The organism is Corynebacterium striatum, from assembly GCF_016728105.1.
Classification (GTDB): Bacteria; Actinomycetota; Actinomycetes; order Mycobacteriales; family Mycobacteriaceae; genus Corynebacterium; species Corynebacterium striatum.
Window position 1 is genome coordinate 491,188 of record NZ_CP068158.1, and the last position, 23,350, is coordinate 514,537.

Here is a 23,350-nt window from a genome sequence, read left to right on the forward strand (position 1 = left end):
AGGCATCGGAAAGCCTGCAACCGATTGTCCAATGTATTAGTCGAACAGGGGTATTCGAACAGGGGTAATGAGGGGATAAACGTGCAGGTCAGCACTTTTCGACGCGAGCGTGCCGGTGGAATCGCGAGGCGGACACCCCTATCAATTGCGTGGGCCTCGGTTAGCCTGAAGGTCCACTATCAATTTCGCCGCGGCCAGCGAGGCCGGGCTTGGCCCGCTGCTTGCGGGCCCGGCGATGCTCTTTGCACTGAGCTCGCTGTCGTTCCTGCGCAACTTCTAGAAAGCGCTACTCGCTCACGGAAATAACGTTGCCCATCTTCCGCGGGGTCTTGCCGCCGGTGACGTCCGCCTGATCGATGTCGAACATCTGCGACAGGAAGTCCGCGACCCACTGCAGCAGCTCGACGTCGCGTAGCTTCGGGTCCGTGACGTTGCGGCCCGCCTTGGGGAAGTTGAGCTGAATAGCCTTCGCCGCGGCGCGGTAGTTCGAGCCGGGGAACAGGCGCTTGAGACGAACCTGCTTGGAGTCTGGCAGCTCCACTGGGTGGACCTTGATGCGCGTGCCTTGGACCGTGATGTCCGAGACGCCGGCGCGGCGGGCCTGGTGGCGCAAGCGTGCTACCGCAAGCAAACGAGTAACCGGCTGCGGCAGCGGGCCGTAGCGGTCCTCCATCTCCTCCACTGCCAGCTGCAGGTCCGCATTGTCTTTGGACGCCGCAAACTTGCGGTAGACCTCCAAGCGCAAACGCTCAGAGTTGATGTAATCCTCAGGGATGTGGGCGTCGACTGGCAGGTCGAGGCGGATCTCCTTCGGGCCGTCGTCAGTGGCCTTGGGAACCTCGCCACGTGCCAAGGCCTTGAAGGTCTCAACCGCCTCGCCCACCAACCGCACGTACAGGTCGAAGCCCACGCCTGCAATGTGACCGGACTGCTGGGCACCCAGCACGTTACCGGCACCACGCATCTCCAAGTCCTTCATCGCCACGGCCATGCCGGCGCCCAGATCATTGTTCTGCGCAATGGTGGCCAGGCGGTCGTAGGAAGTCTCCGTCAGCGTGGCGCCCTTCGGGTACAGGAAGTAGGCATAGCCGCGCTCACGGGAACGACCCACGCGCCCGCGTAGCTGATGTAACTGGGACAAGCCCATGTGGTGGGCGTTCTCCACGATGAGCGTATTGGCATTCGCGATATCCAAGCCTGTCTCCACGATGGTGGTACAAACCAGGACGTCGTACTCGCGATCCCAGAAACCCTGCACGGTCTGTTCGAGGGCTTCCTCGTTCATCTGGCCGTGCGCAACCACGATGCGGGCCTCTGGCACGAGTTCGCGGAGCTCGCGCGCCTTCTTCTCAATATCAGAGACCTTGTTGTGGATGAAGAAAGTCTGGCCATCACGCAACAGCTCGCGACGAATGGCCGCGGCAATCTGCTTGTCCTCGTAGGCACCCACATAAGTCAGGACCGGATGGCGGTCCTCCGGCGGGGTCAGAATAGTAGACATTTCGCGGATACCCGCCATGGACATCTCGAGGGTGCGCGGAATTGGCGTCGCCGACATCGTCAGCACGTCCACCGAAGCCTTAAGCGCCTTGATGTGTTCCTTGTGCTCGACGCCGAAGCGTTGCTCCTCGTCAACCACAATGAGGCCCAGGTTCTTCCAATGCACACCTGTTTGCAGCAGGCGATGCGTTCCGATGACGATATCGACAGAACCGTCTGCTAGGCCGGAGACAATCTCCTTGGCATCCTTCGTCGACGTAAAGCGGGACAGCACCTGGATATTGACAGGGAAACCCGTCATGCGTTCGCGGAAGGTATCCGCATGCTGCTGCGCAAGCAGAGTGGTAGGTACGAGAACCGCCACCTGCATTCCGTCCTGCACTGCCTTGAAGGCTGCGCGCACCGCTACCTCGGTCTTGCCGTAGCCCACGTCGCCCACGACCACCCGGTCCATGGGAACGGTGGACTCCATGTCCTCTTTGACCGCGTCGATGGCCAGCATTTGGTCCTCAGTCTCGACGTACGGGAAGTTGTCTTCCATCTCCGCCTGCCACGGTGTATCCGGCGCAAACTGGTGGCCCGGCGAAGCCTGACGCTTGGCATAAAGTTCCACCAACTCGCCCGCGATCTCGCGGACAGCGGCACGCGCCTTCTTCTTGGTGTTCTTCCAGTCCGAGCCGCCCATCTTGGACAGCGTCGGCTTCTCGCCGCCGGTGTACTTCGACAACAGGTCCAGCGAGTCCATCGGCACCCAGAGCTGATCGGCCGGCTGGCCGCGCTTCGACGCCGCGTATTCCAAGACGATGTACTCGCGGCGCGAGGTCTCGTCACCAGACTGGATCGTGCGCTCAGCCATCTTCAGGAAGCGGCCGATGCCGTGGGTCTCATGCACCACGTGATCGCCCTGCTTCAATGCGAGCGGATCGACGCGGTTGCGGCGCTTGGCGGGGCGTCGCTTAGCGCCGGCAATGTCGCCCACGCGGTTACCCGTCAGGTCCGTCTCCGTCACCACAACCAGCGGCAGGGCCTCCTTGGTGGCGCCACCCTGGCTGCGTGCCTTGGGGAACACCAGGCCCGCATGCGAGAGCGCCTGGTATAGCGTGACCTCACCCGGGGTCGGTTCCCAGCCGGGCGTTGCGACCTTGGTGCGAATCCCCTTCTCGGCAAAGCGTTCCACCATGCGCTTGATAGCACCCTGAGCCGGCGCGATAAACGCCGCACGCCCGCCATCGCGGGTATGCGCGAGCAGCTGCGCCATCATGGCGTCGATCTCCTTGACGTCACCACGTGGCGTCGGGCCCGGTTCATACTCGAGCGGCAAGGTCTGCGACTCGTCGGCCATGAACATTCCAGGAGGAGCAAAGGTCCACAGCGGCAAATTCGCGTTAGCGCACGTTGCTTCCAAAGACTCGTAGGAACGGTAGCTAGCGGCCTCGGTATCCAGGCCTTCAGCAGCCAAAGGACCATCCGCCCCCATGGCAGCGGCTTCCCAACCGGCAGCCAAGAATTCCGCGTCCGTGGACTCTAGATCCGCAATACGGGTGCGAATCTTTTCCGGCGCGACCAGCAGCACGTGGGTACCCTCCGGCATGAATTCGGGAAGGGTAACCAGCGGGGCGTCGCTAAGCACCGCAAGCAGCGCCTCCATGCCGTCGGCCGGAATATGCTCACCTACCCTGGTCAAAAGCTCCACGAGGGCAGCATTGCCCGGGTGCTGGAGGGCAAGGTCTTGGGCACGCTTGGCGACGTCGTCAGTAATCGGAAGCTCACGCGCCGGGAAGATGTCCACCGCGCCGACCTCAATCTCTGGAATCGCGCGCTGGTCGGCGACGGAAAACTGCCTGATATCGGTAATTTCATCGCCCCAGAACTCCACACGCACCGGGTAATCGAGCGTCGTGGGAAAGACATCCAAGATGCCGCCGCGGACGGCATACTCGCCGCGCTTGGCCACCATGTCCACGTGCTTATAGGCACGAAACTCCAGCTGGGAGACGATGGCCTCGAGCTCTATTTCCATGTCCTCGGCCAGGCTGATCGGGCTGCGGCCTTCCACGTTTTTCAAGATCGGTTGGCTATATCCACGCGCTGCCGTGACGACGACGCGCAGCTTGCCTTCTGCAATGCGGTGCAGCACCTGCGCGCGGCGGCCCACGATATCCGCGCCGGGCGAAAGGCGTTCGTGCGGAAGGGTTTCCCACGCCGGGAACTGGGCAACCTTGTCCCCCATCATCGCGGTTAGCTCCGCGGTGAGGTCCTCGGCCTCACGGCCGGTGGCGGTGACGACAAGCACGGGCGCCTGATTCGCCAGCGTGCCGATAGCCCACGGGCGCGCTTGGTCGATGCCGGTGATGTGCAGGTGTGGCTCGCCTACCTGGGTGGCAAGCCCTTTGAGTTTCGGGTCGGAAGCCGCGACCTTGAGTAGTCCGGCGAGCATCGGCGTTGCCACTTAGTTAGTTCCTCTCAATTTTGGCTTAGCTTCCATTCCAGACAGCCCATTCCAGCACAAGTTTACGATGTGCGCAGCCACCACTTCCTTTGCCGGCTGGCGGGTGTCCAGCCACCATTGGGCGGTCATCGAGACCATGCCGACTAGCGCTTGGGCATAAAGTCCTGCCAGTTTCGCGTCGAGGCCGCGGCGCTCGAAGGCGGAGCCTAGGATATAGGAAACCTGCCCCACGGAGGAATTAAGCAAAGTGGAATAGGAGCGTTCGTCGCCGGGCTTGGAGTCACGCACGAGGATTAAGAACCCATCGGTTTCTTGCTCCACGTAGTTTAAAAGTGCAACAGTGGCTTTCTCGATGCGCTCGCGCCACGTGCCGTCGCTAAGCGAATGCGTAATCACCTCCTCCAGCGCGAGCATCTCACGGTCCACGATGACCGCATAGAGGCCTTCTTTCCCTCCGAAGTGCTCATAGACCACGGGCTTGGAAACGCCAGCTCGCGCCGCAATCTCCTCCACACTGGCGCCGTCGAAGCCCAGCTCGGCAAAAGCCGCTCGGCCAATCACGATCAATTGCTCGCGACGTTCGCGTCCAGTCATCCTCTGTCGAACCATGCGATCAAGCTTAGTGGGTGGCATTTGTAATTAAGGCATGTGCGTCAGGTACTATTAGCAACGCACGCCTTGAGCGCGCGGTTATTCCCCATGGTGTAATCGGCAACACTACGGTTTTTGGTACCGTCATTCTAGGTTCGAGTCCTGGTGGGGAAGCTTCTTCCGGCCCTCGCCGACCATTAAAAATGCTGGTCGGTGGGGGTTTCTAGCTTCGATAATAAGGCCCAAGGCCTAAGTAGCAAAAGGGCATGCGGACGAAATCTTGAAGGATTTCCCGTCTTTCTAGGTTGAGCCGTTGCTCTTTGTAGATTTCTCCTTAACTGGCACAAATACCGCAGCCAAAGCAACAACATCGATTCCTACAAGGAATGCAGCAATCCACGTTTTGCCCAAATACGCGCACCAACCACCCAGGAGCAGCACTGCAACTACGCTGAAAGCGCCGATTAGCTGACCTCTCCTAGCAAGTTTAAATGAACCATCAACCGTTTTTCTGCGGGCATAGTTCTCCGTCTCAATCGAGTCCTGAGTCGTCGCAATCCAAGTTTCATAAACCTCGGGAGCTTTAGCCTTTAGCGACTCAGCTACATCAGGATCTGGGTAGTACTGCTTAAACTCTTGATGAGTTAAAGGAATTAGAGCTTAGACGAGAGTGCGCTCTGAAATTGTCTGTTATTTTCGCCTCGAAAACTTCAAATATTACACATCGTGCCAAGCCTAGTTTTGAAACAGATACTAAACTCTCTTGCGCGACAGCCCCGAGCCTGTAGTTAACCGCTAACGCTAAATAGGGAAAACATGCTGGAAACTCTTTACCTGCACGCCACGGCCACGGATGCCGAGCGCCTGTTGCTCTGCCTGGAAAGTCACCTGCAGGATCAGCTCACCGCAGCCACTGTGATATCCGTAGTTCTAGATATGGATCCGCAAGAAGATTTTGAAATACCACCAGAGGATTCAAGTGGCCAGTGTCAAAAGAGCAATTGTCAGGTGCGCATCGAGCTGCGGCCGACAGACGGGCAAGCGCTCACTGAAGACTACCTAGATCACCTCGGTGAACGACTGCTCGAAATCTTCTTTGCCGTAATGACGGACTTTCCGGAAGTTTGCTTCTTCAGCATCTTGGATCCTGACTAAATCATCTGCACGGCCACAATAAAGGACACTTAAGCGCTAGGAAGCCTCCGCGCTCGGCGTCGCGTACGGGCTACGGGATGAGTCCACTACTTGCCCAGCATGTACGCTATGTGACGACCCAGCAGCCTTCTCGAATACAAGCGCCGCCGGCTTGACGCGAACGTCAGGTTTTTCGCCCTTGTTCACCACAACCATCTGACCCATCATGCCCTTGTCCTCGTGCAGGAGCATGTGGCAGTGGTACATGTACGGAATGGTCTTATCCGGGAAGTAGCCCAACTCCACGAGCAGCTTGGCGGTTGCCTTGGGCGGAAGATTGACGATGTCCTTCCAGCCCATCGTCGGAACCGCGATGTCTTTGCCATCGCCATAGTCATAAGACAAGACCTTGAAACGCGAATTGTGGATGTGGAAGTTGTGCGGCCAATCGCTATTTTCGTTGGTCACAGTCCATACCTCAGGCTTGTCTTCCTCGATCACGGTGTCCACGCGGGCCATGTCCATGGTCTCACCGTTAATCATGAAGGTATTGAGCACGAACTCGCGCTCAGTCAGCCCCTCGGCCGATGGGACGTCGGCAGCCGCGGGGTCCAAGGTTTGCGGCAGAGCTGGCGCTGCAGGCGCATCCTCCCCCGGCGCGGTGATATGCAGGATGTCAAAGCTGTCCCTGAAGCCAAAGTCCGCGGAGTACTCATCTTCGGGGATGCTGAAGTTGTCCTTGCGCGGCACCGACTGCAACACCACGTCCTTGCCGGGCTCCAAGTCCACGAGGACCTCGATGCGCTCGCCTGGTCCGATGAGCAGCTCGTCGACCTCGACGGGGGCGTCGAGAAGCCCGGAGTCAGTAGCGATGACGTTAAACGGCGTCCCATTATCCAGGGCCAGCGTGTAGAAACGCATCGAAGCGCCGTTGAGCAAGCGCAGACGAACCCGGCGCGTGGTCGCGGCGAAAGAAGCATTCGTGATGCCGTTAACCACAGGGGTAGTGCCCAGGAGACCGAGCGTGCCGTCAACCTGGTGATCGAGCTGGCCGTCCTCAGTGAACTTCGCATCCATAATGACCACCGGAATGTCATCCACGCCGTACTCAGAAGGAATGTCGAGCTTATCCGATACGTCGTCGTCCAAGATAAACATGCCAGCAAGTCCGCGGTAGGCATGGGTTGCCGTGGCCATATGCGGGTGCGGGTGGTACCAAACGGTAGCCGCTGGCTGCACGATCTCCCACTGTGGCTTCCAGGTCTTGCCTACCTCAATCGGCGAGTGTGGTCCACCATCGGAATAGGCCGGAAGCTTCATTCCGTGCCAATGCACTGTGGTCATTTCCACCAGGTTGTTGGTGATTTCCGCGCGAACCTTGTCGCCCTTGTGGGCGCGCAGCGTCGGGCCGAGGAACGGGCCGTTAAAGCCCCAGGTGCGGGTGTTCTTGTTGCCCGGAATGACCTCGGAGTATCCGTCTTGGGCGGTGAGCTTGAATACTCGGGTATCGCCTTCCATCTCGCCTTTCAATACCGGCGGGATGGGAAGCGGGCGCGGTTCGGAGTCGTAACCCACCGGCGCAGGCTGATCCTTATTCGAAGAACAAGCTGCCAGCGCAGACCCCGCGACCACTGCCGTAGTAACGAGCAATCCGCCTTTGAAAAACACTCGACGCGAAAAAGCCATGTACCCCAGATTATTAAAATAGCGACGCCACCGCGCCGGATTAGGCTAAAGCGGTCCTGAATCACATACGCTTTAAACCATGTCAATCCCAGACAATGAAACTCGTCCTGCCCGCCTTTTCGCGTGGTCCAATGCGCTGCAAGGAATCGGCGACCAACTGGTGTCCGGCAAGACGGTTCTCCCCTGGCTTTTCGCACAGGTCGGAGTCCCTCACTTCTTCACCGCGCTCCTCGTCCCTATCCGCGAGTCTGGATCGATGCTGCCGCAGGCCGCACTCAGCCCCTGGGTAACCTCCCGGCCAGCGCGCAAGAAGCTGTGGGTCTGGGGCTCGCTCATCCAGGGCTGCTGTGCCGTCGTTGTTGCCGTCGCTGCAGCACTGTTCCACGGATGGCTTCTCGGTGTTGTCACCATTGCCGCATTGGCAGTGCTTTCCGTCTTTCGCGCTTTGTGTTCGCTCACCGGCAAGGACGTTCAGGGACGCACCATCTCAAAGGGCAGCCGCGGTGAGGTCACCGGCCTTGCTGCCCAAGCCACGGGCGCGGTGACGCTGCTTATCGGTTTGGTGCTCGCGGCCCTCGGCCAACTTCCACCGCTCGGGCTAGCCGCGGTCCTGGGATGCGGCGCGGCCAGCTGGTTCATCGCCGCGGCGGTCTTCCACGCCATCGATGAGCCGGTTCCAGACAATGCCCAAGACCCCAGCAAGTCGCATTGGTGGCGCGACACGTGGGGACTCTATACCGAGGATGCGGACTTCCGCCGCTTCGTCAACGTGCGTGCGCTTCTCCTCGTGACGGCATTGTCCACGACGTTCATTGTCACACTGTCTCACCAAGTCGGCAGTACTGCGCTCAGCGGTCTAGGCGGGTTCGTGCTCGCTTCCAGCCTGGCCAGCCTGGTCGGCGGCAAGATTTCCGGCATCTGGTCCGATCGATCTTCCCGGCTGGTCATGGCATGGGCCTCTGCCGCCGCATCAGTGACGTTGCTGGCAGTCGTTGCCTGCGCGCAGTGGGCCCCTCACTGGGTAACTGCGTGGGCGCTGCCGTTGGGATTCTTCCTTGTCAATCTGGCACACACGGCAATTCGCGTGGCACGCAAGACCTACATCGTGGACATCGCTGGCGGTGACAAGCGCACTTTTTATGTGGGCGCCGCTAACACCATGATGGGCGCCATCTTGCTCATGGTGGGCGGAATCTCGGCGGTGATTTCACTGGCCGGCCCAACTGCCGCGTTGCTCTTCCTCGCGGCATTGGGTTGTGTGGGCGCCTGGCGAGCCCGCATGTTGCGTGAGGTCTCGGAATAAAAGACGGCATTCTTGCCGTCGCTTGCTCCCAGTGCGCACCCCGGCGTTAAGATGTGAGGCAATACTCCCCTAAGACCCAACCACAGGAGAACGAAGAAACTCGTGGCAGATACAACTGACTGCGCCATTGTTGTTTTAGCGGCAGGCGCTGGCACCCGCATGAAGTCCGCCAAGCAAAAGACACTGCACGAAATCGGAGGGCGCCCACTCATCGGCCACGCATTACACGCTGCAGCTGGTCTTAACCCCAAGCACCTCGTTGCTGTGGTCGGTCACCAGCGCGACCAGGTCTCCCCTGCCGTCGAGGCTATTGCGGCAGAGCTCGGCCGCGAGGTCGCACAGGCTGTTCAGGAGGAGCAGAACGGCACAGGCCACGCGGTACAGTGCGGCCTTGCCCCACTCCCCGACTTCACCGGCACCGTCATCGTCACCAACGGCGACGTTCCGCTGCTGCGTCCGGAAACCATCCGCGGGCTTTACGACGCCCACGTGGCCGCCGGTAACGCAGTCACCGTTCTGTCGATGCAGCTGGATGACCCAACCGGTTACGGCCGCATCGTGCGTGACACGGACGGTTCCGTCAAGGCCATCGTCGAGCAAAAGGACGCTGCGCCTGAGCAACTGAGCATCGATGAGGTAAACTCCGGGGTTTTCGCTTTCGACGGCGCTATTTTGCGAGCCGCCCTGACCAAGCTGGATTCCAACAACGCCCAGGGCGAGCTCTACATCACCGATGTTCTGGAAATCGCCCGCACCGCCGGTCACAACGTCGGCGCGCACATTGCTGCCGACGCCGGCGAGCTGGCAGGCGTCAATGACCGCGTCCAGCTCGCCGCTGCTGGCCGCGAGCTCAACCGCCGCACCGTGGAAACCGCCATGCGCGGTGGCGCCACCATCGTGGATCCGGAAACCACCTGGATCGGCGTGGACGTGACCATCGGCTCCGACGTTCTCATCCATCCGGGCACCCAATTGTGGGGAAAGACTTCCATCGCGGACAACGCCGAGATCGGCCCTGACACCACCCTGACCGACATGACCATCGGTGAGGGCGCCAAGGTCATCCGCACCCACGGTTCCGAGTCTGTGATTGGCGCTAACGCCAATGTCGGCCCGTTTACCTTCATCCGCCCGAAGACCGAGGTCGGTGAAAACGGCAAGCTCGGCGGCTTCGTCGAGGCAAAGAATGCCCAGATTGGACGCGGTTCCAAGGTTCCGCACTTGACCTACATCGGCGACGCCACCGTTGGCGAGGAGTCCAACATCGGCGCTTCCTCCGTATTCGTCAACTACGACGGTGTTAACAAGCATCACACCGTAATCGGCAGCCACGTGCGCACCGGATCTGACACGATGTTTATCGCACCAGTCAATGTCGGTGATGGCGCGTACTCGGGTGCGGGTACAGTTATCAAGGAAGATGTTCCTCCGGGAGCACTCGTGGTCTCCGGTGGCAAGCAGCGCAACATCGAAGGCTGGGTTCAAAAGAAGCGTCCGGGAACTCCGGCAGCTGAGGCTGCCGCCCGCGCACAGGACAACAACAAGTAAGGGGAATTACCGCCCATGACAGGCAAGGTAACCGGCAGCAGCAAGAACATGAAGCTCTTTTCTGGGCGTGCACACCCAGAACTGGCTGAGGCTGTGGCCAAGGAACTGAAGACGGACCTCGTTCCAACCACTGCTCGCGACTTCGCTAACGGTGAAATCTTCATCCGCTTCGAGGAATCCGTGCGTGGTGCAGACTGCTTCGTGATGCAGTCCCACACCCAGCCGCTGAACAAGTGGCTGGTGGAACAGCTCATCATGATCGATGCGCTCAAGCGTGGTTCCGCAAAGCGCATCACCGCCATCCTGCCGTTCTACCCATACGCACGCCAGGATAAGAAGCACCGTGGCCGCGAGCCGATTTCCGCTCGCCTCGTTGCTGACCTGCTGCAGGCTGCTGGCGCGGACCGCATCGTTTCCGTGGATCTGCACACCGACCAGATTCAGGGCTTCTTCGACGGCCCCGTTGATCACATGCACGCAATGCCGATCCTCGTGGACTACATCAAGTCCAAGTACTCCCTGGATAACCTCGCTGTGGTTTCCCCGGATGCTGGCCGCGTCAAGGTGGCTGAGAAGTGGGCACATGAGCTTGGCGACGCTCCACTGTCCTTCGTTCACAAGACCCGTTCCACCGAGGTTGCTAACGAGACCGTATCTAACCGCGTTGTCGGCGAGGTCGAGGGCAAGGACTGCGTCCTGCTCGACGACATGATCGATACCGGCGGAACCATCGCCGGCGCTGTCCGCGTCCTGAAGGAAGCTGGCGCGAAGTCCGTCGTTATCGCTTGTACCCACGGCGTCTTCTCCGACCCGGCTCGCGAGCGTCTGTCCGAGTGTGGTGCTGAGGAAGTCATCACCACTGACACCCTTCCGCAGTCCACTGAGGGCTGGTCCAACCTGACTGTTCTTTCGATTGCTCCGTTGCTGGCTCGTACCATCAACGAGATCTTCGAAAACGGCTCCGTAACCACGCTCTTCGAGTCGAACTAAGCGCTTAATAAGCAGCACGTAAAAGGACCGACCAGCACACAGCTGGGCGGTCTTTCCATTCCCCCCAAAAAACAGAAATAGATGACCTTGACCGATAATCTCTCAGAGGCCTTCTGCGAAGTGCGCGCGGTTTTGGAGCCTTTGCGCAACGACGCCGCGCCGCGATTATCAGTCAGCTCGGCAAACGTGAGGCTACCGATCTGCAACTACTGGCGGATGCCATCAAAGAAAACCTCCCAGGAACCCGCTTTGGCAATGAATTCTTCATTAGCAAAGCCATCGGCTGGGCGTTGCGCGATCTCTATCGCACCAATCCCACCTGAGTTTTGGGCTTCCTAGGCTCGCATGACGTCGCAAACCTCACGCGCAGAGAAGCATTGAAACACCACCGCTAAGCAACTCAATTTCGATAGTTCTGTAGTTGGCGAAGAAGAGCAGAAGTAACTTGCCTGCTCTCGGCGCTGCGTGTTAGGATTCTCGCTGTCTCGGCGAGGGCTGCCCGGAATCGGAAAGCCGTTATCGACGCGATTAGAAGTTATTTCACACGTTTTAAGCCTGCGATGACTCGACCAAGACGACCATCGGCAGGCTTTCGCCGTTTTCGAACTCGCTAAAGTCTCGCCGCACCAATCTTTGACACTAGGAGTTTTACTATGGCAAACACCCGCCCGGTATTGAAGGCAGAAGTACGTAACGAGTTCGGCAAGGGCTTCGCTCGCCGCCTGCGCGTTGCTGGCAAGGTCCCAGGCGTTGTCTACGGTCACGCCGTTGACGTTCTGCACTTCGCTGTTGACCGCATCGAGCTGACCGCACTGGTTCGCGCACACGGCGTCAACGCTGTTTTCGAGCTCGAGCTCGAGGGCGAGCAGCACCTCGTCATGGTCAAGCACGTTGACCAGAACGTTCTGACCCTGGACATCGACCACATCGACCTCCTCTCCATTAAGCGTGGCGAGAAGGTTGAGGTTGAGGTTCCGGTTACCCTCGAGGGCGAGCCGGCACCGGGCCTCATGTTCATCCAGGATGCTGACGTCCTCCTCGTTGAGGCAGACGTTCTGAACATCCCAGAGGAGATCTCCGTTTCCATCGAGGGCCTCGAGGACGGCGCTGTTGTCACCGCTGGCGACATCACCCTGCCAGAAGACACCACCCTGGTTGCAGATGCAGAGACCATCATCGCTTCTATCTCCCTGCCTGAGGTTGACGAAGAGCTCGAGGAAGCTGCTGAGGCTGCTGAGGAAGGCGGCGCTGAGGCTGGCGCTGAGTCCGCCGAAGAGACTGAAGAGTAAATCACTCTTCTCTGCGCCCGCGCTAGATTTACGTCTAGCTCGGGCGTTTCGCCGTTTTACTATGTCCTTCTCGGGGTCAAGATCCCTCGCAGCATGAGACAATAGCGCAGTGAATAGTTTTCTCATTGTTGGCCTTGGCAATCCAGGCCCCAAATACGCAGGAACACGCCACAACATCGGCTTTGACGTGGTCGATGAGATCGTGGGCCAGAACTACACAAACTTCTCAGTGCACAAGAAATCCAACACTGAGCTCGCTGAGACCCGCCTCGGTTCCGCCAAACTCGTTTTGGCCAAGCCGCGAAGCTTCATGAACCTATCCGGGGGACCAATCAAGGCCCTTCTGCAGTACTTTTCAATCAACCCTGCTCAGCTCATCGTGGTACACGATGAGCTGGAGCTTGATTTCGGCGTCGTCAAGCACCGCTTCGGCGGTGGCGATCATGGACATAACGGTCTGCGCTCCACCACCAAATCCTTGGGAACCAAGGACTACCAGCGCCTCTCGGTCGGTATTGGGCGCCCACCGGGACGTATGGACCCCGCGAGCTTTGTGCTCAAGCCTTGGTCGAAACAGGAAAACGCGGAAATCCCCATTATTTGTGCCGACGCAGCCGACGAAATTATTCGGGTAGTTCAGGAAACTCGTCTTCCTTAACGCGTAAACTATCCGCCATGAGACTTGCCACGCTACGCACCCAATACGGAACCACAGCCATTCGCGTCGACGGCCCAGGCGTCGGCGTGGGGCTCGATTTCGAGGACGTCGGCGAGCTGTTGCGCTCCGAAGATTGGCAGAAGTCGGCGCAATTGTCTGGCGAACCCATTGTCTTTCGCAATGAGGACCTCGCGCCAGTTATCCCCTCCCCTGGAAAAATCATCTGCGTTGGTGTTAATTACGCTAAACACGCGCGGGAAATGGGCCGCGAGCTTCCCACGCAGCCGACTCTGTTCATCAAGTTCCCGGAAGCCCTCACCGGGCCTTTCGATGATATTTACATTCCTGAATGGGCCACCAAGCAGCTCGATTATGAGGGCGAACTAGCCGTGGTCATTGGTACTCGTGCGCACAACGTGCCGGTTGCTGAGGCGCTCAACTACGCCGCTGGTTATGCCATCATGAATGACTACACGCTACGCGACTACCAGCGTCGTACCACTCAGTTCCACGCCGGTAAGTCCTTCTACCGCACCGCTGGTTTCGGGCCGTGGCTAACCACCGCTGATGAGTGGGCACCAGGTGGGCATGCAGCTGTGAAGACCACCGTCGATGGGGATATCCGCCAGGACGACGACACCGATGACCTCATTTTCTCTGTGGCTGAGCTCATCGCTTTTTGTTCGAAGCTCTACCCACTCAATCCCGGCGATGTGATTGTGACTGGCACCCCAGAGGGCGTGGGCTTTGCGCGCGACCCGCAAGCTTTTATCCAGGATGGGCAAAATGTACGGATTGCTATCGACGGCTTGGGAGAGATTTCCAACACCACGCATTTTGGTGAGCCCCCGGTCGGCTGCGGCGCGGAATGCACCTGCCAAGGTAGCTAGGTAACTTCCTTTCAAATCCCCTTCCCATAGCCATACCTGTTAAAACTAATACTGTTTGCGTGACCCGCACACGACTACCTTGGACTGAGTCAGCGACGCGCGGCATGCTCTGTTAACGGTGCTCAGGCTTTCCACCGCGCATCGCGGCCGCAGAGGCCGACTCAGCGCAATGCGGGGTGAGTTTCTATCCAAACCATTAAACATTTCTGCAGCTAGAGGCTAAAATTAATAGAATGAGCAAAGATAAGAAAAAGTCCCCCGCAAAGCTCGATAAGGCAGCGTACGAGGAAGAGCTCAAGCGCCTGCAAGCAGAACTCGTGGAAATGCAGCAGTGGGTAGTTGAGACCGGCGCCCGTGTTGTCATCATCATGGAAGGCCGCGACGCCGCAGGTAAGGGCTCTGCAATCAAGCGCATCACCCAGTACCTGAACCCTCGCACCTGCCGAATCGAAGCACTGCCCAAGCCCACCGACCGTGAGGCTGGCCAGTGGTACTTCCAGCGCTACATCGAAAAGCTTCCTACAGAGGGCGAGATCGTCATCTTTGACCGCTCCTGGTACAACCGCGCCGGCGTCGAGCGTGTCATGGGCTTTTGCTCCCAGCAGGAGTACGTTCGCTTCCTACACCAGGCCCCACAGCTGGAGAACATGCTCGTCGAAGATGGAATCATCCTGCTGAAGTACTGGTTCTCCGTATCTGATGAAGAGCAGATCGCACGCTTCAAGTCTCGTCGCAACGATCCGCTTCGCCGCTGGAAGCTCTCCCCTATGGATCTTCAATCCATCACCCGTTGGGAAGACTACTCCCGCGCTAAGGACGAGATGTTTGTGCATACCAATACCCCGAACGCACCGTGGTACACGGTCGAATCTGAGGACAAGAAGCGCTCGCGCATCAACGTCATCAACCACATCTTGAAGACGGTTCCTTATCAGCACGTCGAGCAAGACGTCCCAGAAGTTCCGGAGCGCCCTGATTCTTCCGGCGAGGAGTACGAGCGCCCGCCACGCGACGAGTTTGCCTACGTCCCAGACGTGGCCTCGAACCTTGAGCGCAGCAAGGTATCCGCCGCCAAGAAGTCCGGTGGAAAGAAGAAGAAAAAGAAAAAGTAGCGCCCACTGCAACTAAAAGGCCGCTGGTCCCCCTTCAGAGAAAGGGAGCCAGCGGCATTTTAAGTTTTAGAGCTCAGTTGCATCAACGCGGGTTGGGAACACGCGTGGGCGCGCGCCTGCGATCTCCTCAACGATGCGGATGACCTGGTTCGAGTAGCCGAACTCGTTGTCGTACCACACGTAAAGAACCAGGTGCTTACCGGAAGCGATGGTTGCCAAACCATCCACAATGCCTGCGTGGGTGGATCCCACGAAGTCAGAGGAAACAACCTCTGGGGAAGCAATGTAGGAAATCTGCTGGCGCAGGTCGGAGTGCAGGGAAACGTTACGCAGGAAGTCGTTGACCTCGTCGCGCTCAACTTCCTTCTCCAGCTCCAGGTTCAGCACAGCCATGGACACGTCCGGGGTAGGAACGCGAATAGCGTTACCAGTCAGCTTGCCCTCGAACTCCGGAACGGCCTTGGACACGGCCTTTGCAGCGCCGGTCTCCGTCAGAACCATGTTGAGGCCAGCTGCGCGGCCGCGGCGATCGCCCTTGTGGAAGTTATCGATCAGGTTCTGGTCGTTGGTGAAAGAGTGCGCGGTCTCCACATGACCGTGGACAACGCCGTAACGGTCGTTGATGACCTTGAGAACAGGGGTGATGCCGTTGGTGGTGCAGGATGCAGCCGAGATGATCTTGTCGGAGTCCTCGATGGTGTCGTGGTTGATGCCGTAGACGATGTTCTTCAGGTCACCCTTGCCCGGTGCGGTCAGCAGGACGCGGGAGATACCCTTGGATTCCAGGTGCTGCTCCAGGCCCTTGCGGTCGCGCCATACACCAGTGTTGTCCACGAGGACGGCGTTGTCGATGCCGTAGGAGGTGTAATCGATGTCGGTTGGGTCGTTGGCGTAGATCATCTGAATCTTGGTGCCGTTTGCCCAGATGACCTCGTTCTCTTCGTCCACACCGATGGTGCCGTTGAAAGCACCGTGGACGGAGTCACGGCGCAGCAGAGAGGCGCGCTTGAAGATGTCGCCGTCGCCCTTCTTGCGGACCACAATTGCGCGCAGGCGAACGCCACCGTAAGCAGCCTCACGAGCGATCAGGATGCGGGCCAGCAGACGGCCGATGCGGCCGAAGCCATAAAGCACAACGTCGGTGCACTCCTTGTCCACGGCAGCGCCAACCAGGTCAACGAGCTCCTGCTCGAGGTAGTTGCGCAGACTGGTGGAGTTGGACTCAGCGTAGCCAGATGCCAGGCGGCCCAAGTCGATGGAGGCAGTGCCGAGGTTCATGTCGCACAGTTCCTTCAGGATGGGAAGGGTCTCTGCGGTGGACAATTCGCGGTTCGCGATACGGCGAGCGTAGCGGTGAGCCTTCATGATGTCGATGTCCGTCACGCCACTCAAGACGCGACCGTAGATGGTGGTCACGACATTGTTGGTGCGGTGCAGTTGGTGGATGAGCGGAATCATCTCCTGAGCAAGCTCGAGACGTTCGTTCCAGTCAGCGTGTCCAACCTGTGCGTTCGCAGTCACGTGTTCTTTTCCTTTACTCGTCATGGGGGTAAACCAACATTCAACCGTAAATATTAACTGTTATGAGTGCCCGTTTGGGCATAGATGGTGCAGGATCTCCGCCACACTACCCCCGTTGATTTTCTCAACCTCTTCTCCCACGAGGCAATAGCCCACCGCCGGGTCCTTTTGGGCACGCCGCGCCTTCAACATCGAATTGAGATAGGGGTAAAGCGGAGAAAGCTGCGGGTTGCTTCGTGTAAATTCCGTTTCCAATCCACGCGCATAACGCCCGGAAAAGGCACGCGTAGAAACGCTCCTCCCGCCACGCGCAAGAAGCTTACGGTTAACCGGCGAAGTGCCCGCTTCCGACGCCAAAAGGAAGGCCGAGCCACAGCTCACCGCAACCACCCCCGGCCAGGCCAACGCTCGTTCGACATCCGCGGAGCTGCGCATGCCACCGGCGGCGATGAGAGGAATGGGGGCGTCGCCAAGCGCGGCGTGCACAGCGAACACGAGCTCCTCCAGCGGCCGCCAATCAGGTTCTGCCTCCGCATCCCACACGCCGCGATGGCCGCCTGCCTCGGGGCCCTGCACGCACAACGCGTCGACGCCGCGGCGCGCCGCCTCCACTGCCTCGGCCGGGGTGGTCACCGTGGTCCACGCCTCTGCCCCAGCGGCGTGAATGCACGTGATTTCCTCCTCCGTAAACGTCCCGAACATCGACCACAGCACCGCAGCGCCCGCGTCGAGCGCCATGTTCAGTTTCTCCGTCCAGCCGAATTCCAGGTCCGCCTCCAGCACCGAAACGCCCAGCTCCTGTGCCATAGCACTCACCGCCTCCATATTGGCTGGGCTTAGCGGTTCCTGCGCGTGAAAAAGGTTAACGCCGAAGCGGTGTCCCCGGCACGCCTCGATCTGCTCTTGAGCAGCGCTTAACGACGCCGTCCCCAGCGCCAACGCACCAAAGGAGCCGTTGTGCTCTGCAGCAATGACGCTGTCAGGCGTGGTGGGGCCACCCGCCATGGGGGCGGGAAGTACTCTGATTTTTAGGCTTTTTAGAATGGCGCTCATAGCGTCCACCTTAGATCTCGACCAATTGTGAGGGCACATGACTGCTTCTGCTTCATCTTCTGCTGACTCTTCCGCGGGCAGCTTCTTCGCGCGGCTCGTGTCGCGGCTTTTCGGGTCCTCCGTTAAGGAAACGGGGGCGTCGTCAATGGCGGCTCTCGAGGCTGCAGACCTCGACGCCGAATGGCTCGTGGTGGGCTTAGGCAATCCGGGCGCCAAGTACGCAGCCACCCGCCATAACGTGGGATACATGGCCGTCGACGATTTGCTGGCGGAATCCGGGGAACTCTTGCAGCCGGTGGCCGGCCACTCCCTCACCGCCGCACCGTTGAATGTTGCAGACACGCCGATTCTGGTGGTGCGCTCGGCGACGTTTATGAACTTGTCCGGCGATCCTATTGCTCCCTTGGCGCAGCAGTTGGGCATTCCGGCTGAGCGGGTCCTCGTTATCCATGACGAGCTGGATCTGCCGCCGAACAAGATTCGAATCAAGGTTGGAGGTAATGAAAACGGCCACAACGGGCTGAAATCGCTGACGGAGCGGCTGGGTACTCGCGACTATCCTCGTGTGCGCATCGGCATTGGCCGCCCGCCCAAGGGTTCTTCGATTCCTGATTACGTTTTGGGTCCGATCGACGCGGACGTAGGTTTCGACGCCGCGATCGAGACGGCTGCCGACGCCGTGCGCCTCATCGTAAGTTCTGGGATCCAAAGCGCACAGAATGAGATTCATTCCCGCAAGTAACCCACCACGCGGACCTGTTTACGCCTAAACTAAATTTTCATGAGCCACGCCCCACACGAACCGCAGACCATAGTCATTACTGGCGCTTCCGATGGCATCGGTGCCGCAGCCGCGCGCACCCTGCGTGCGAAGCGCCCACAAGACACATTGGTGCTGGTGGGGCGTAATCCGGACAAAACTCGCGCGGTAGCCGAAAGCGTGGGCGCGAGCTACCACGTAGCGGATTTTGAATCCCTCGGGCAGGTGCGGCGCTTGGCGGACGAACTCGGCGAACTTGAGGAAATTCACGCACTGGGCAACAACGCTGGGGGCATTTTTGACGGCCCCTTCACCACCGCCGATGGTTTCGAACGCACGTGGCAGGTAAACGTCGTGGCTCCATTTTTGTTGACCTCCCTGCTGCGGGACAAGCTCCGCAAGACCGACGCCACCATCGTGCAGACTGCATCCGTGGCTAATCTCTTGATGTCTGCCTTCGACCCAGGTGACCCAAATACCTTCCAGAAATTCACCGCCGAGCGTGCCTACGGCAACGCGAAGTTGGGGGACATCCTGCTCACCAGCTACTTGCACAACCACGACATGACCTCCGTGGCCTTCCACCCCGGTGTCCTAGCCACCAATTTTGCGCGCACTTCTCATAGCCGGACTCGGAAGTTCTACTCCGGCGCACTGTCCAAGAGCTTTGGTAGAGCGGAGGAAGGCGGCGACAATCTAGCGTATTTCCTCACCGGCACGCCGGGGATTCACTTCGAGTCCGGCGAGTACTACAACAGCAAACGCAAGCTGGGTCTGCGGCGCCCGATGGCTAAGAAGTCGGCCGTGGCCCGCCGCATCTTCGATGATTTGGGCGAGCAGTTGGGTGTTAGTTGGGACTAGCCGTGCGTCTGTGGTGGCGCAATTCAGGGGCCGACGCAAAGGGCAGCTAAACTAGCCCGCATGAGTATTGCCTCCGAAGCCACCCGCCGCCGCACGTTTGCCGTCATCGCCCACCCGGACGCCGGTAAGTCCACATTGACTGAGGCGTTGGCGCTACACGCGCACATTATTAATGAAGCCGGTGCGGTGCACGGCAAGGGCAACCGCAAGGCCACTGTCTCCGACTGGATGGAGATGGAAAAGGACCGCGGTATTTCGGTAGCTTCCTCCGCGCTGCAGTTTGAGTACGCGCCGGAGAACCATGAGGGCGAGCCCTTCATGATCAACCTCGTTGACACCCCAGGTCACGCGGACTTCTCGGAGGATACCTACCGCGTTCTCACGGCCGTGGATGCCGCGGTCATGCTTATCGACGCCGCCAAGGGCCTCGAGCCCCAAACCCTCAAGCTCTTCCGCGTGTGCAAGGCCCGCGGATTGCCGATCATTACGGTTATCAACAAGTGGGACCGCGTGGGCCGCGAGCCGCTGGAGCTGGTCGATGAAATCGTCAACGAGATTCAGCTGCAGCCGACTCCCCTGTACTGGCCGGTAGGCATCGCTGGCGACTTCCGCGGCTTGGCGCACATCAATGAGGACGGCGAGGCCGACAACTACATCCACTTCATCCGTACTGCGGGTGGCTCGACGATCGCACCTGAGGAGCATTACGATCCGAGCGACGCTGAAGCCAAGGAAGGTGATGCCTGGGAGACCGCTGTCGAGGAGGCAGAGCTCCTGGCTGCCGACGGCGCCCTGCACGATCAAGAGCTCTTCGAGCAGTGCGTCACTTCCCCGCTCATCTTCGCATCCGCGATGCTCAATTTTGGCGTGCACCAGATTCTGGACACTCTGTGCGCCATCGCCCCAGCGCCGCGTTCGCGCGATTCCGATCCGAAGGCCATCGAGGCAGCCGGCTCTGGCGGCGCGGCGGCAATCGACGAGACGCGTGAGATCACCGATGACTTCTCAGGTGTCATCTTCAAGGTGCAGGCAGGCATGGACCGCAAGCACCGCGATAACCTCGCGTTTATGCGCGTGGTCTCCGGTGAGTTCGAGCGTGGCATGCAGGTCAGCCACGCCCAGTCGGGCCGCAGCTTCTCCACGAAGTACGCGCTGACCGTCTTCGGACGCGCCCGCGACACAGTGGACAGTGCCTTCCCTGGCGACATTGTTGGCTTGGTCAACGCTGGTTCCTTGGCGCCTGGCGATACCATCTACGCCGGCAAGAAGGTTCAGTTCAAGCCGATGCCGCAGTTCGCCCCGGAGGCCTTCCGCATTTTGCGCGCGAAGTCTTTGGGCGATTACAAGGCGTTCCGTAAGGGACTCGACCAGCTGGCGGCCGAGGGCGTCGTCCAGATCCTGCGCAACGAAACCCGTGGCGACGCCGCGCCTGTCATGGCTGCGGTGGGTCCCATGCAGTTCGAGGTCATGCAGGCCCGCATGGAGGTCGAGTACAACGTGGAGACGGTCACCGAGCCCATCCCCTACTCCGTCGCCCGCCGCACCGACGCCGAGTCCGCGCCGGAGCTCGGCCGCCAGCGTGGCGTGGAAATTTTCACCCGCACTGACGGCGAGCTCATCGCTCTCTTCGGCGACAAGTGGAAGCTCGCCTTCGTGGAGAAGGAGCACCCGGAGCTGACAATTGAACCGCTCGTCGCGGACTAACCTGCGGCGCAGAAGATTTTCGTTTCAGGCCGAGGAAGCCCCACAAAGTCGCATGGATTGGGGCTTCCCCGGCCTGAAGTGTCAATAACCCACCGCGCTCGTTACCCAGCGAGCATCTTTTAGGACAAGCCGGGAATCACGATGTTGAGTCCCAGCATGATGGCCAACGTCGCGAGCGGGATGATGATGGTCACGACGGCCGCGTCCTTGTAGGACAGGCGATGGGTCATGCCGCAGACCATGAGCATGGTGAGCACCGCACCGTTGTGCGGCAGCGAGTCGAAGCTCACGGAGGCCATGGCTGTCACGCGGTGCATAAGCTCGAGGCTGATCCCCTGCTCCGTGGCCAGTTGCGCGAGCTGTTCGCCGAGGGTTTCCATCGTGATGGACAGACCGCCGGAAGACGAGCCGGTGATGCCGGAGATGACCCCGGTGGACACGGTGGAGACCACGAGCGCGTTATCCGCGATGGCGAGCATGTTGTTCTTGATGACGGCAAAGACGGCCAGCGCCGCGATGACGGCACCGTAGCCCACCTCAGACGCGGTGGTAAAACACGGGAGGATGGCGTTCTTCGCGCCTTCGGATAGCTCCTTAAGCGAGGTGCTCACGCGCGAGGGGAACATCGCGATGATGACCACGACGGCGAGCGCCAGGGCGATGGTCGGCGACCAGATGCCGAGCAGCGCTGTGAGAGAGGTCTCGCCGTATTTTTCTCGGGCAAGGTAGTCAGCGGTCCAGGACTTGGAGAAGAAGTAGACAATCGCGAAGTTCACCACGATGACCACGAGAATGGGCAGCAGACCCAACATGCCTTGGACCTTGACGGACGGTTCCTTGATACCCAGTGGCGCGTGGGTGGTCAGATGACCGCCGGAATTGGTGTCGAAGGACTCGCCGCCGATGTCAACGGAGGCTTCGTCGCCAGTATCGCCGATGCCCTCGGGTGTTGGGATGACGTTGCCCTTTGCGTCGATGGGCTCGAAGCGCTCGCCGCCGCGCTGGAGTTGCTTGATGCGGAACTCGAGCCAGGCCATTCCAGCCACCAGCATGAGGAGGGCCGAGAGGATGCCGAACACCGGCGCGGCGTACGTATTCGTGCCGAAGTAGCTCGTCGGAATGGCGTTGTGGATCTGTGGGGAGCCCGGCAACGCGGCGAGCGCGAAGGTGATGGTGCCCAGCGCGATGGCGCCGGGCATAAGCCGCTTGGGGATGCCGGTTTCTTTAAAGAGCGCGGTCGCAATCGGCACGATGGTAAAGGCCACGACCCACGCGGAGACGCCGCCGTAGGTAAGCAGCGCGGTGGCGATAACGGTGGAGAGCATCGCGCGTTTCGGCCCGAAGAGCGCGGTGATACCGCGGGCGAGGTAGCGTGCCAGGCCTGTCGAGGTCATGAGGTAGCCAAAGATCGCGCCGAAGAGGAAGAGCGGGAAATACTTCCCGATGAACCCAGCGAGCGTCGGCATGAAGATCTGGGTGTACGTGCCCATGACCGGTTCGCGGGCAAAGAGCACCGCAATGAGCGCGGCGGCGGGGCCGACGACGACCACGGAGTGGCCGCGATAAGCGAAGACGACAAGGAATATGAGTGAGAGGACCACGCCTATGAGCGAGATGACCATCGAAAGAACCTTCCTAGAAAAGCATCGTGCGCCCGCGGGGCGGGCGCTACGATAAGCGACATGGATACAGGCCCGGCACAGGAGCCGAACGAGGTAAAGCCGAGCGCGCGGGAGCGGATTTTGGAATGCTCGCGCGTGCTCTTTAGCGAGCACACGTTCGCGCAGGTCTCGCTCAAAGACATCGCGGAGGCCGCGGGCGTGTCCGTGGCGCTCGTGGTCAAGCACTTTGGTAACAAGGACAGCCTCTTCGAGGCCACCGTGGATTTCACGGCTTCTTCAGCCGCGCTGTTTGCCGGACCGTTTGGCGAGCTCGGGCGGACCGCGGTCATCGAAACGCTCACGGCCCCGCACAATGCGCCCTACTCGATGGCGCGGACCATCTCCGTGGCCGCGGGTGCGCCGGAGAGCCTCAACGCGATTGGCAAGCGCATCAAGTCAGACCTGCTGCAAGTACTCGCCCAGCGCATCCGGGACGAGGCCCCGCACCCGAGTCCCTCGCCGGAGCTGCGGGCGCAGTCGGCGGTGGCACTGCTCATGGGTTTGAGCTTCATGCGCCGCTTCGGGGATACGGAATTCGAGGCCTTCCACACGGACACGCTCATCGAGTACTACGCGCCCGTCCTCCAGGAGATGCTGGACGGGCACTCGCCGGAACGCTGCACGCACCGGCGAGCATGAA

At 59.9% G+C, this 23,350-nt stretch carries 19 protein-coding genes; 13 read left to right on the forward strand and 6 right to left on the reverse strand.

The window, feature by feature from the left end:
- Positions 1-286: 286 nt before the first annotated feature.
- Together mfd and I6I72_RS02310 are read right to left on the reverse strand one after the other, a co-directional pair.
- Positions 287-3,937, reverse strand: a complete 3,651-nt coding sequence (gene mfd, locus I6I72_RS02305; RefSeq protein WP_049062776.1) for a transcription-repair coupling factor — start codon at positions 3,935-3,937, stop codon at positions 287-289.
- A 12-nt stretch (positions 3,938-3,949) separates the two neighbouring features.
- Positions 3,950-4,558 (reverse strand): TetR/AcrR family transcriptional regulator, encoded by a 609-nt coding sequence (locus tag I6I72_RS02310; RefSeq protein WP_065420416.1) that lies wholly within the window; start codon positions 4,556-4,558, stop codon positions 3,950-3,952.
- Positions 4,559-5,356: 798 nt separating this feature from the next.
- On the opposite strand from I6I72_RS02310, the gene I6I72_RS02315 reads away from it, so the two are divergent.
- Positions 5,357-5,695, forward strand: coding sequence for a hypothetical protein (locus tag I6I72_RS02315; RefSeq protein ID WP_049147582.1), 339 nt, complete (start codon positions 5,357-5,359; stop codon positions 5,693-5,695).
- 36 nt (positions 5,696-5,731) lie between these two features.
- Here I6I72_RS02315 and I6I72_RS02320 read toward each other — a convergent pair whose 3' ends face one another.
- Positions 5,732-7,360 carry a multicopper oxidase family protein gene (locus tag I6I72_RS02320; protein ID WP_049062753.1) on the reverse strand — a complete coding sequence of 543 codons (1,629 nt, stop codon included), beginning with the start codon at positions 7,358-7,360 and terminating at the stop codon, positions 5,732-5,734.
- Between the two features lie 79 nt (positions 7,361-7,439).
- Here I6I72_RS02320 and I6I72_RS02325 point away from each other — a divergent pair, with 79 nt between their 5' ends.
- From I6I72_RS02325 to ppk2, 8 genes are all read left to right on the forward strand, one after another.
- On the forward strand, positions 7,440-8,663 hold the full coding sequence (locus I6I72_RS02325) for an MFS transporter (RefSeq protein WP_049062752.1): 1,224 nt from the start codon (positions 7,440-7,442) through the stop codon (positions 8,661-8,663).
- A 102-nt stretch (positions 8,664-8,765) separates the two neighbouring features.
- On the forward strand, positions 8,766-10,211 hold the full coding sequence (gene glmU, locus I6I72_RS02330; protein WP_049062751.1) for a bifunctional UDP-N-acetylglucosamine diphosphorylase/glucosamine-1-phosphate N-acetyltransferase GlmU: 1,446 nt from the start codon (positions 8,766-8,768) through the stop codon (positions 10,209-10,211).
- Positions 10,212-10,226: 15 nt separating this feature from the next.
- Positions 10,227-11,201: a ribose-phosphate diphosphokinase gene (locus tag I6I72_RS02335; protein WP_049062750.1), complete on the forward strand. Its 975-nt coding sequence runs from the start codon at positions 10,227-10,229 to the stop codon at positions 11,199-11,201.
- Positions 11,202-11,410: 209 nt separating this feature from the next.
- Positions 11,411-11,524 carry a DNA alkylation repair protein gene (locus tag I6I72_RS13950; RefSeq protein ID WP_366557303.1) on the forward strand — a complete coding sequence of 38 codons (114 nt, stop codon included), beginning with the start codon at positions 11,411-11,413 and terminating at the stop codon, positions 11,522-11,524.
- 330 nt (positions 11,525-11,854) lie between these two features.
- Positions 11,855-12,490, forward strand: a complete 636-nt coding sequence (locus tag I6I72_RS02345; RefSeq protein ID WP_005530025.1) for a 50S ribosomal protein L25/general stress protein Ctc — start codon at positions 11,855-11,857, stop codon at positions 12,488-12,490.
- Positions 12,491-12,599: 109 nt separating this feature from the next.
- A complete protein-coding gene (gene pth, locus I6I72_RS02350; protein WP_005530027.1) occupies positions 12,600-13,148 on the forward strand; it encodes an aminoacyl-tRNA hydrolase in 549 nt (182 codons plus the stop codon).
- Positions 13,149-13,165: 17 nt separating this feature from the next.
- Entirely contained in the window at positions 13,166-14,038 is an 873-nt protein-coding gene (locus I6I72_RS02355; protein WP_049152295.1) for a fumarylacetoacetate hydrolase family protein, read from the forward strand.
- Positions 14,039-14,271: 233 nt separating this feature from the next.
- Complete coding sequence (ppk2, locus tag I6I72_RS02360; protein WP_005530031.1) at positions 14,272-15,150, forward strand: polyphosphate kinase 2; 879 nt, start codon at positions 14,272-14,274, stop codon at positions 15,148-15,150.
- 66 nt (positions 15,151-15,216) lie between these two features.
- Here ppk2 and I6I72_RS02365 read toward each other — a convergent pair whose 3' ends face one another.
- Positions 15,217-16,671, reverse strand: a complete 1,455-nt coding sequence (locus I6I72_RS02365) for a glyceraldehyde-3-phosphate dehydrogenase (protein ID WP_046646387.1) — start codon at positions 16,669-16,671, stop codon at positions 15,217-15,219.
- Between the two features lie 60 nt (positions 16,672-16,731).
- Positions 16,732-17,724 carry a nitronate monooxygenase gene (locus I6I72_RS02370; protein WP_049062748.1) on the reverse strand — a complete coding sequence of 331 codons (993 nt, stop codon included), beginning with the start codon at positions 17,722-17,724 and terminating at the stop codon, positions 16,732-16,734.
- Between the two features lie 37 nt (positions 17,725-17,761).
- Between I6I72_RS02370 and pth (I6I72_RS02375) the strand changes: the two genes are divergently transcribed.
- Genes pth (I6I72_RS02375) through I6I72_RS02385 form a run of 3 tightly spaced genes read left to right on the forward strand, consistent with a single transcriptional unit; the run spans position 17,762 to position 21,049 of the window.
- Positions 17,762-18,466 carry an aminoacyl-tRNA hydrolase gene (gene pth / locus I6I72_RS02375; RefSeq protein WP_070509186.1) on the forward strand — a complete coding sequence of 235 codons (705 nt, stop codon included), beginning with the start codon at positions 17,762-17,764 and terminating at the stop codon, positions 18,464-18,466.
- Between the two features lie 39 nt (positions 18,467-18,505).
- On the forward strand, positions 18,506-19,345 hold the full coding sequence (locus I6I72_RS02380; RefSeq protein ID WP_070509185.1) for an SDR family NAD(P)-dependent oxidoreductase: 840 nt from the start codon (positions 18,506-18,508) through the stop codon (positions 19,343-19,345).
- A gap of 60 nt (positions 19,346-19,405) precedes the next feature.
- A complete protein-coding gene (locus tag I6I72_RS02385) occupies positions 19,406-21,049 on the forward strand; it encodes a peptide chain release factor 3 (protein WP_201807395.1) in 1,644 nt (547 codons plus the stop codon).
- Positions 21,050-21,168: 119 nt separating this feature from the next.
- On the opposite strand, the gene I6I72_RS02390 is transcribed toward I6I72_RS02385, so the two are convergent.
- Positions 21,169-22,671, reverse strand: coding sequence for a GntP family permease (locus tag I6I72_RS02390; RefSeq protein WP_005530045.1), 1,503 nt, complete (start codon positions 22,669-22,671; stop codon positions 21,169-21,171).
- Positions 22,672-22,731: 60 nt separating this feature from the next.
- Between I6I72_RS02390 and I6I72_RS02395 the strand changes: the two genes are divergently transcribed.
- Entirely contained in the window at positions 22,732-23,349 is a 618-nt protein-coding gene (locus tag I6I72_RS02395) for a TetR/AcrR family transcriptional regulator (RefSeq protein ID WP_005530047.1), read from the forward strand.
- The last annotated feature ends 1 nt before the right edge of the window (position 23,350 follow it).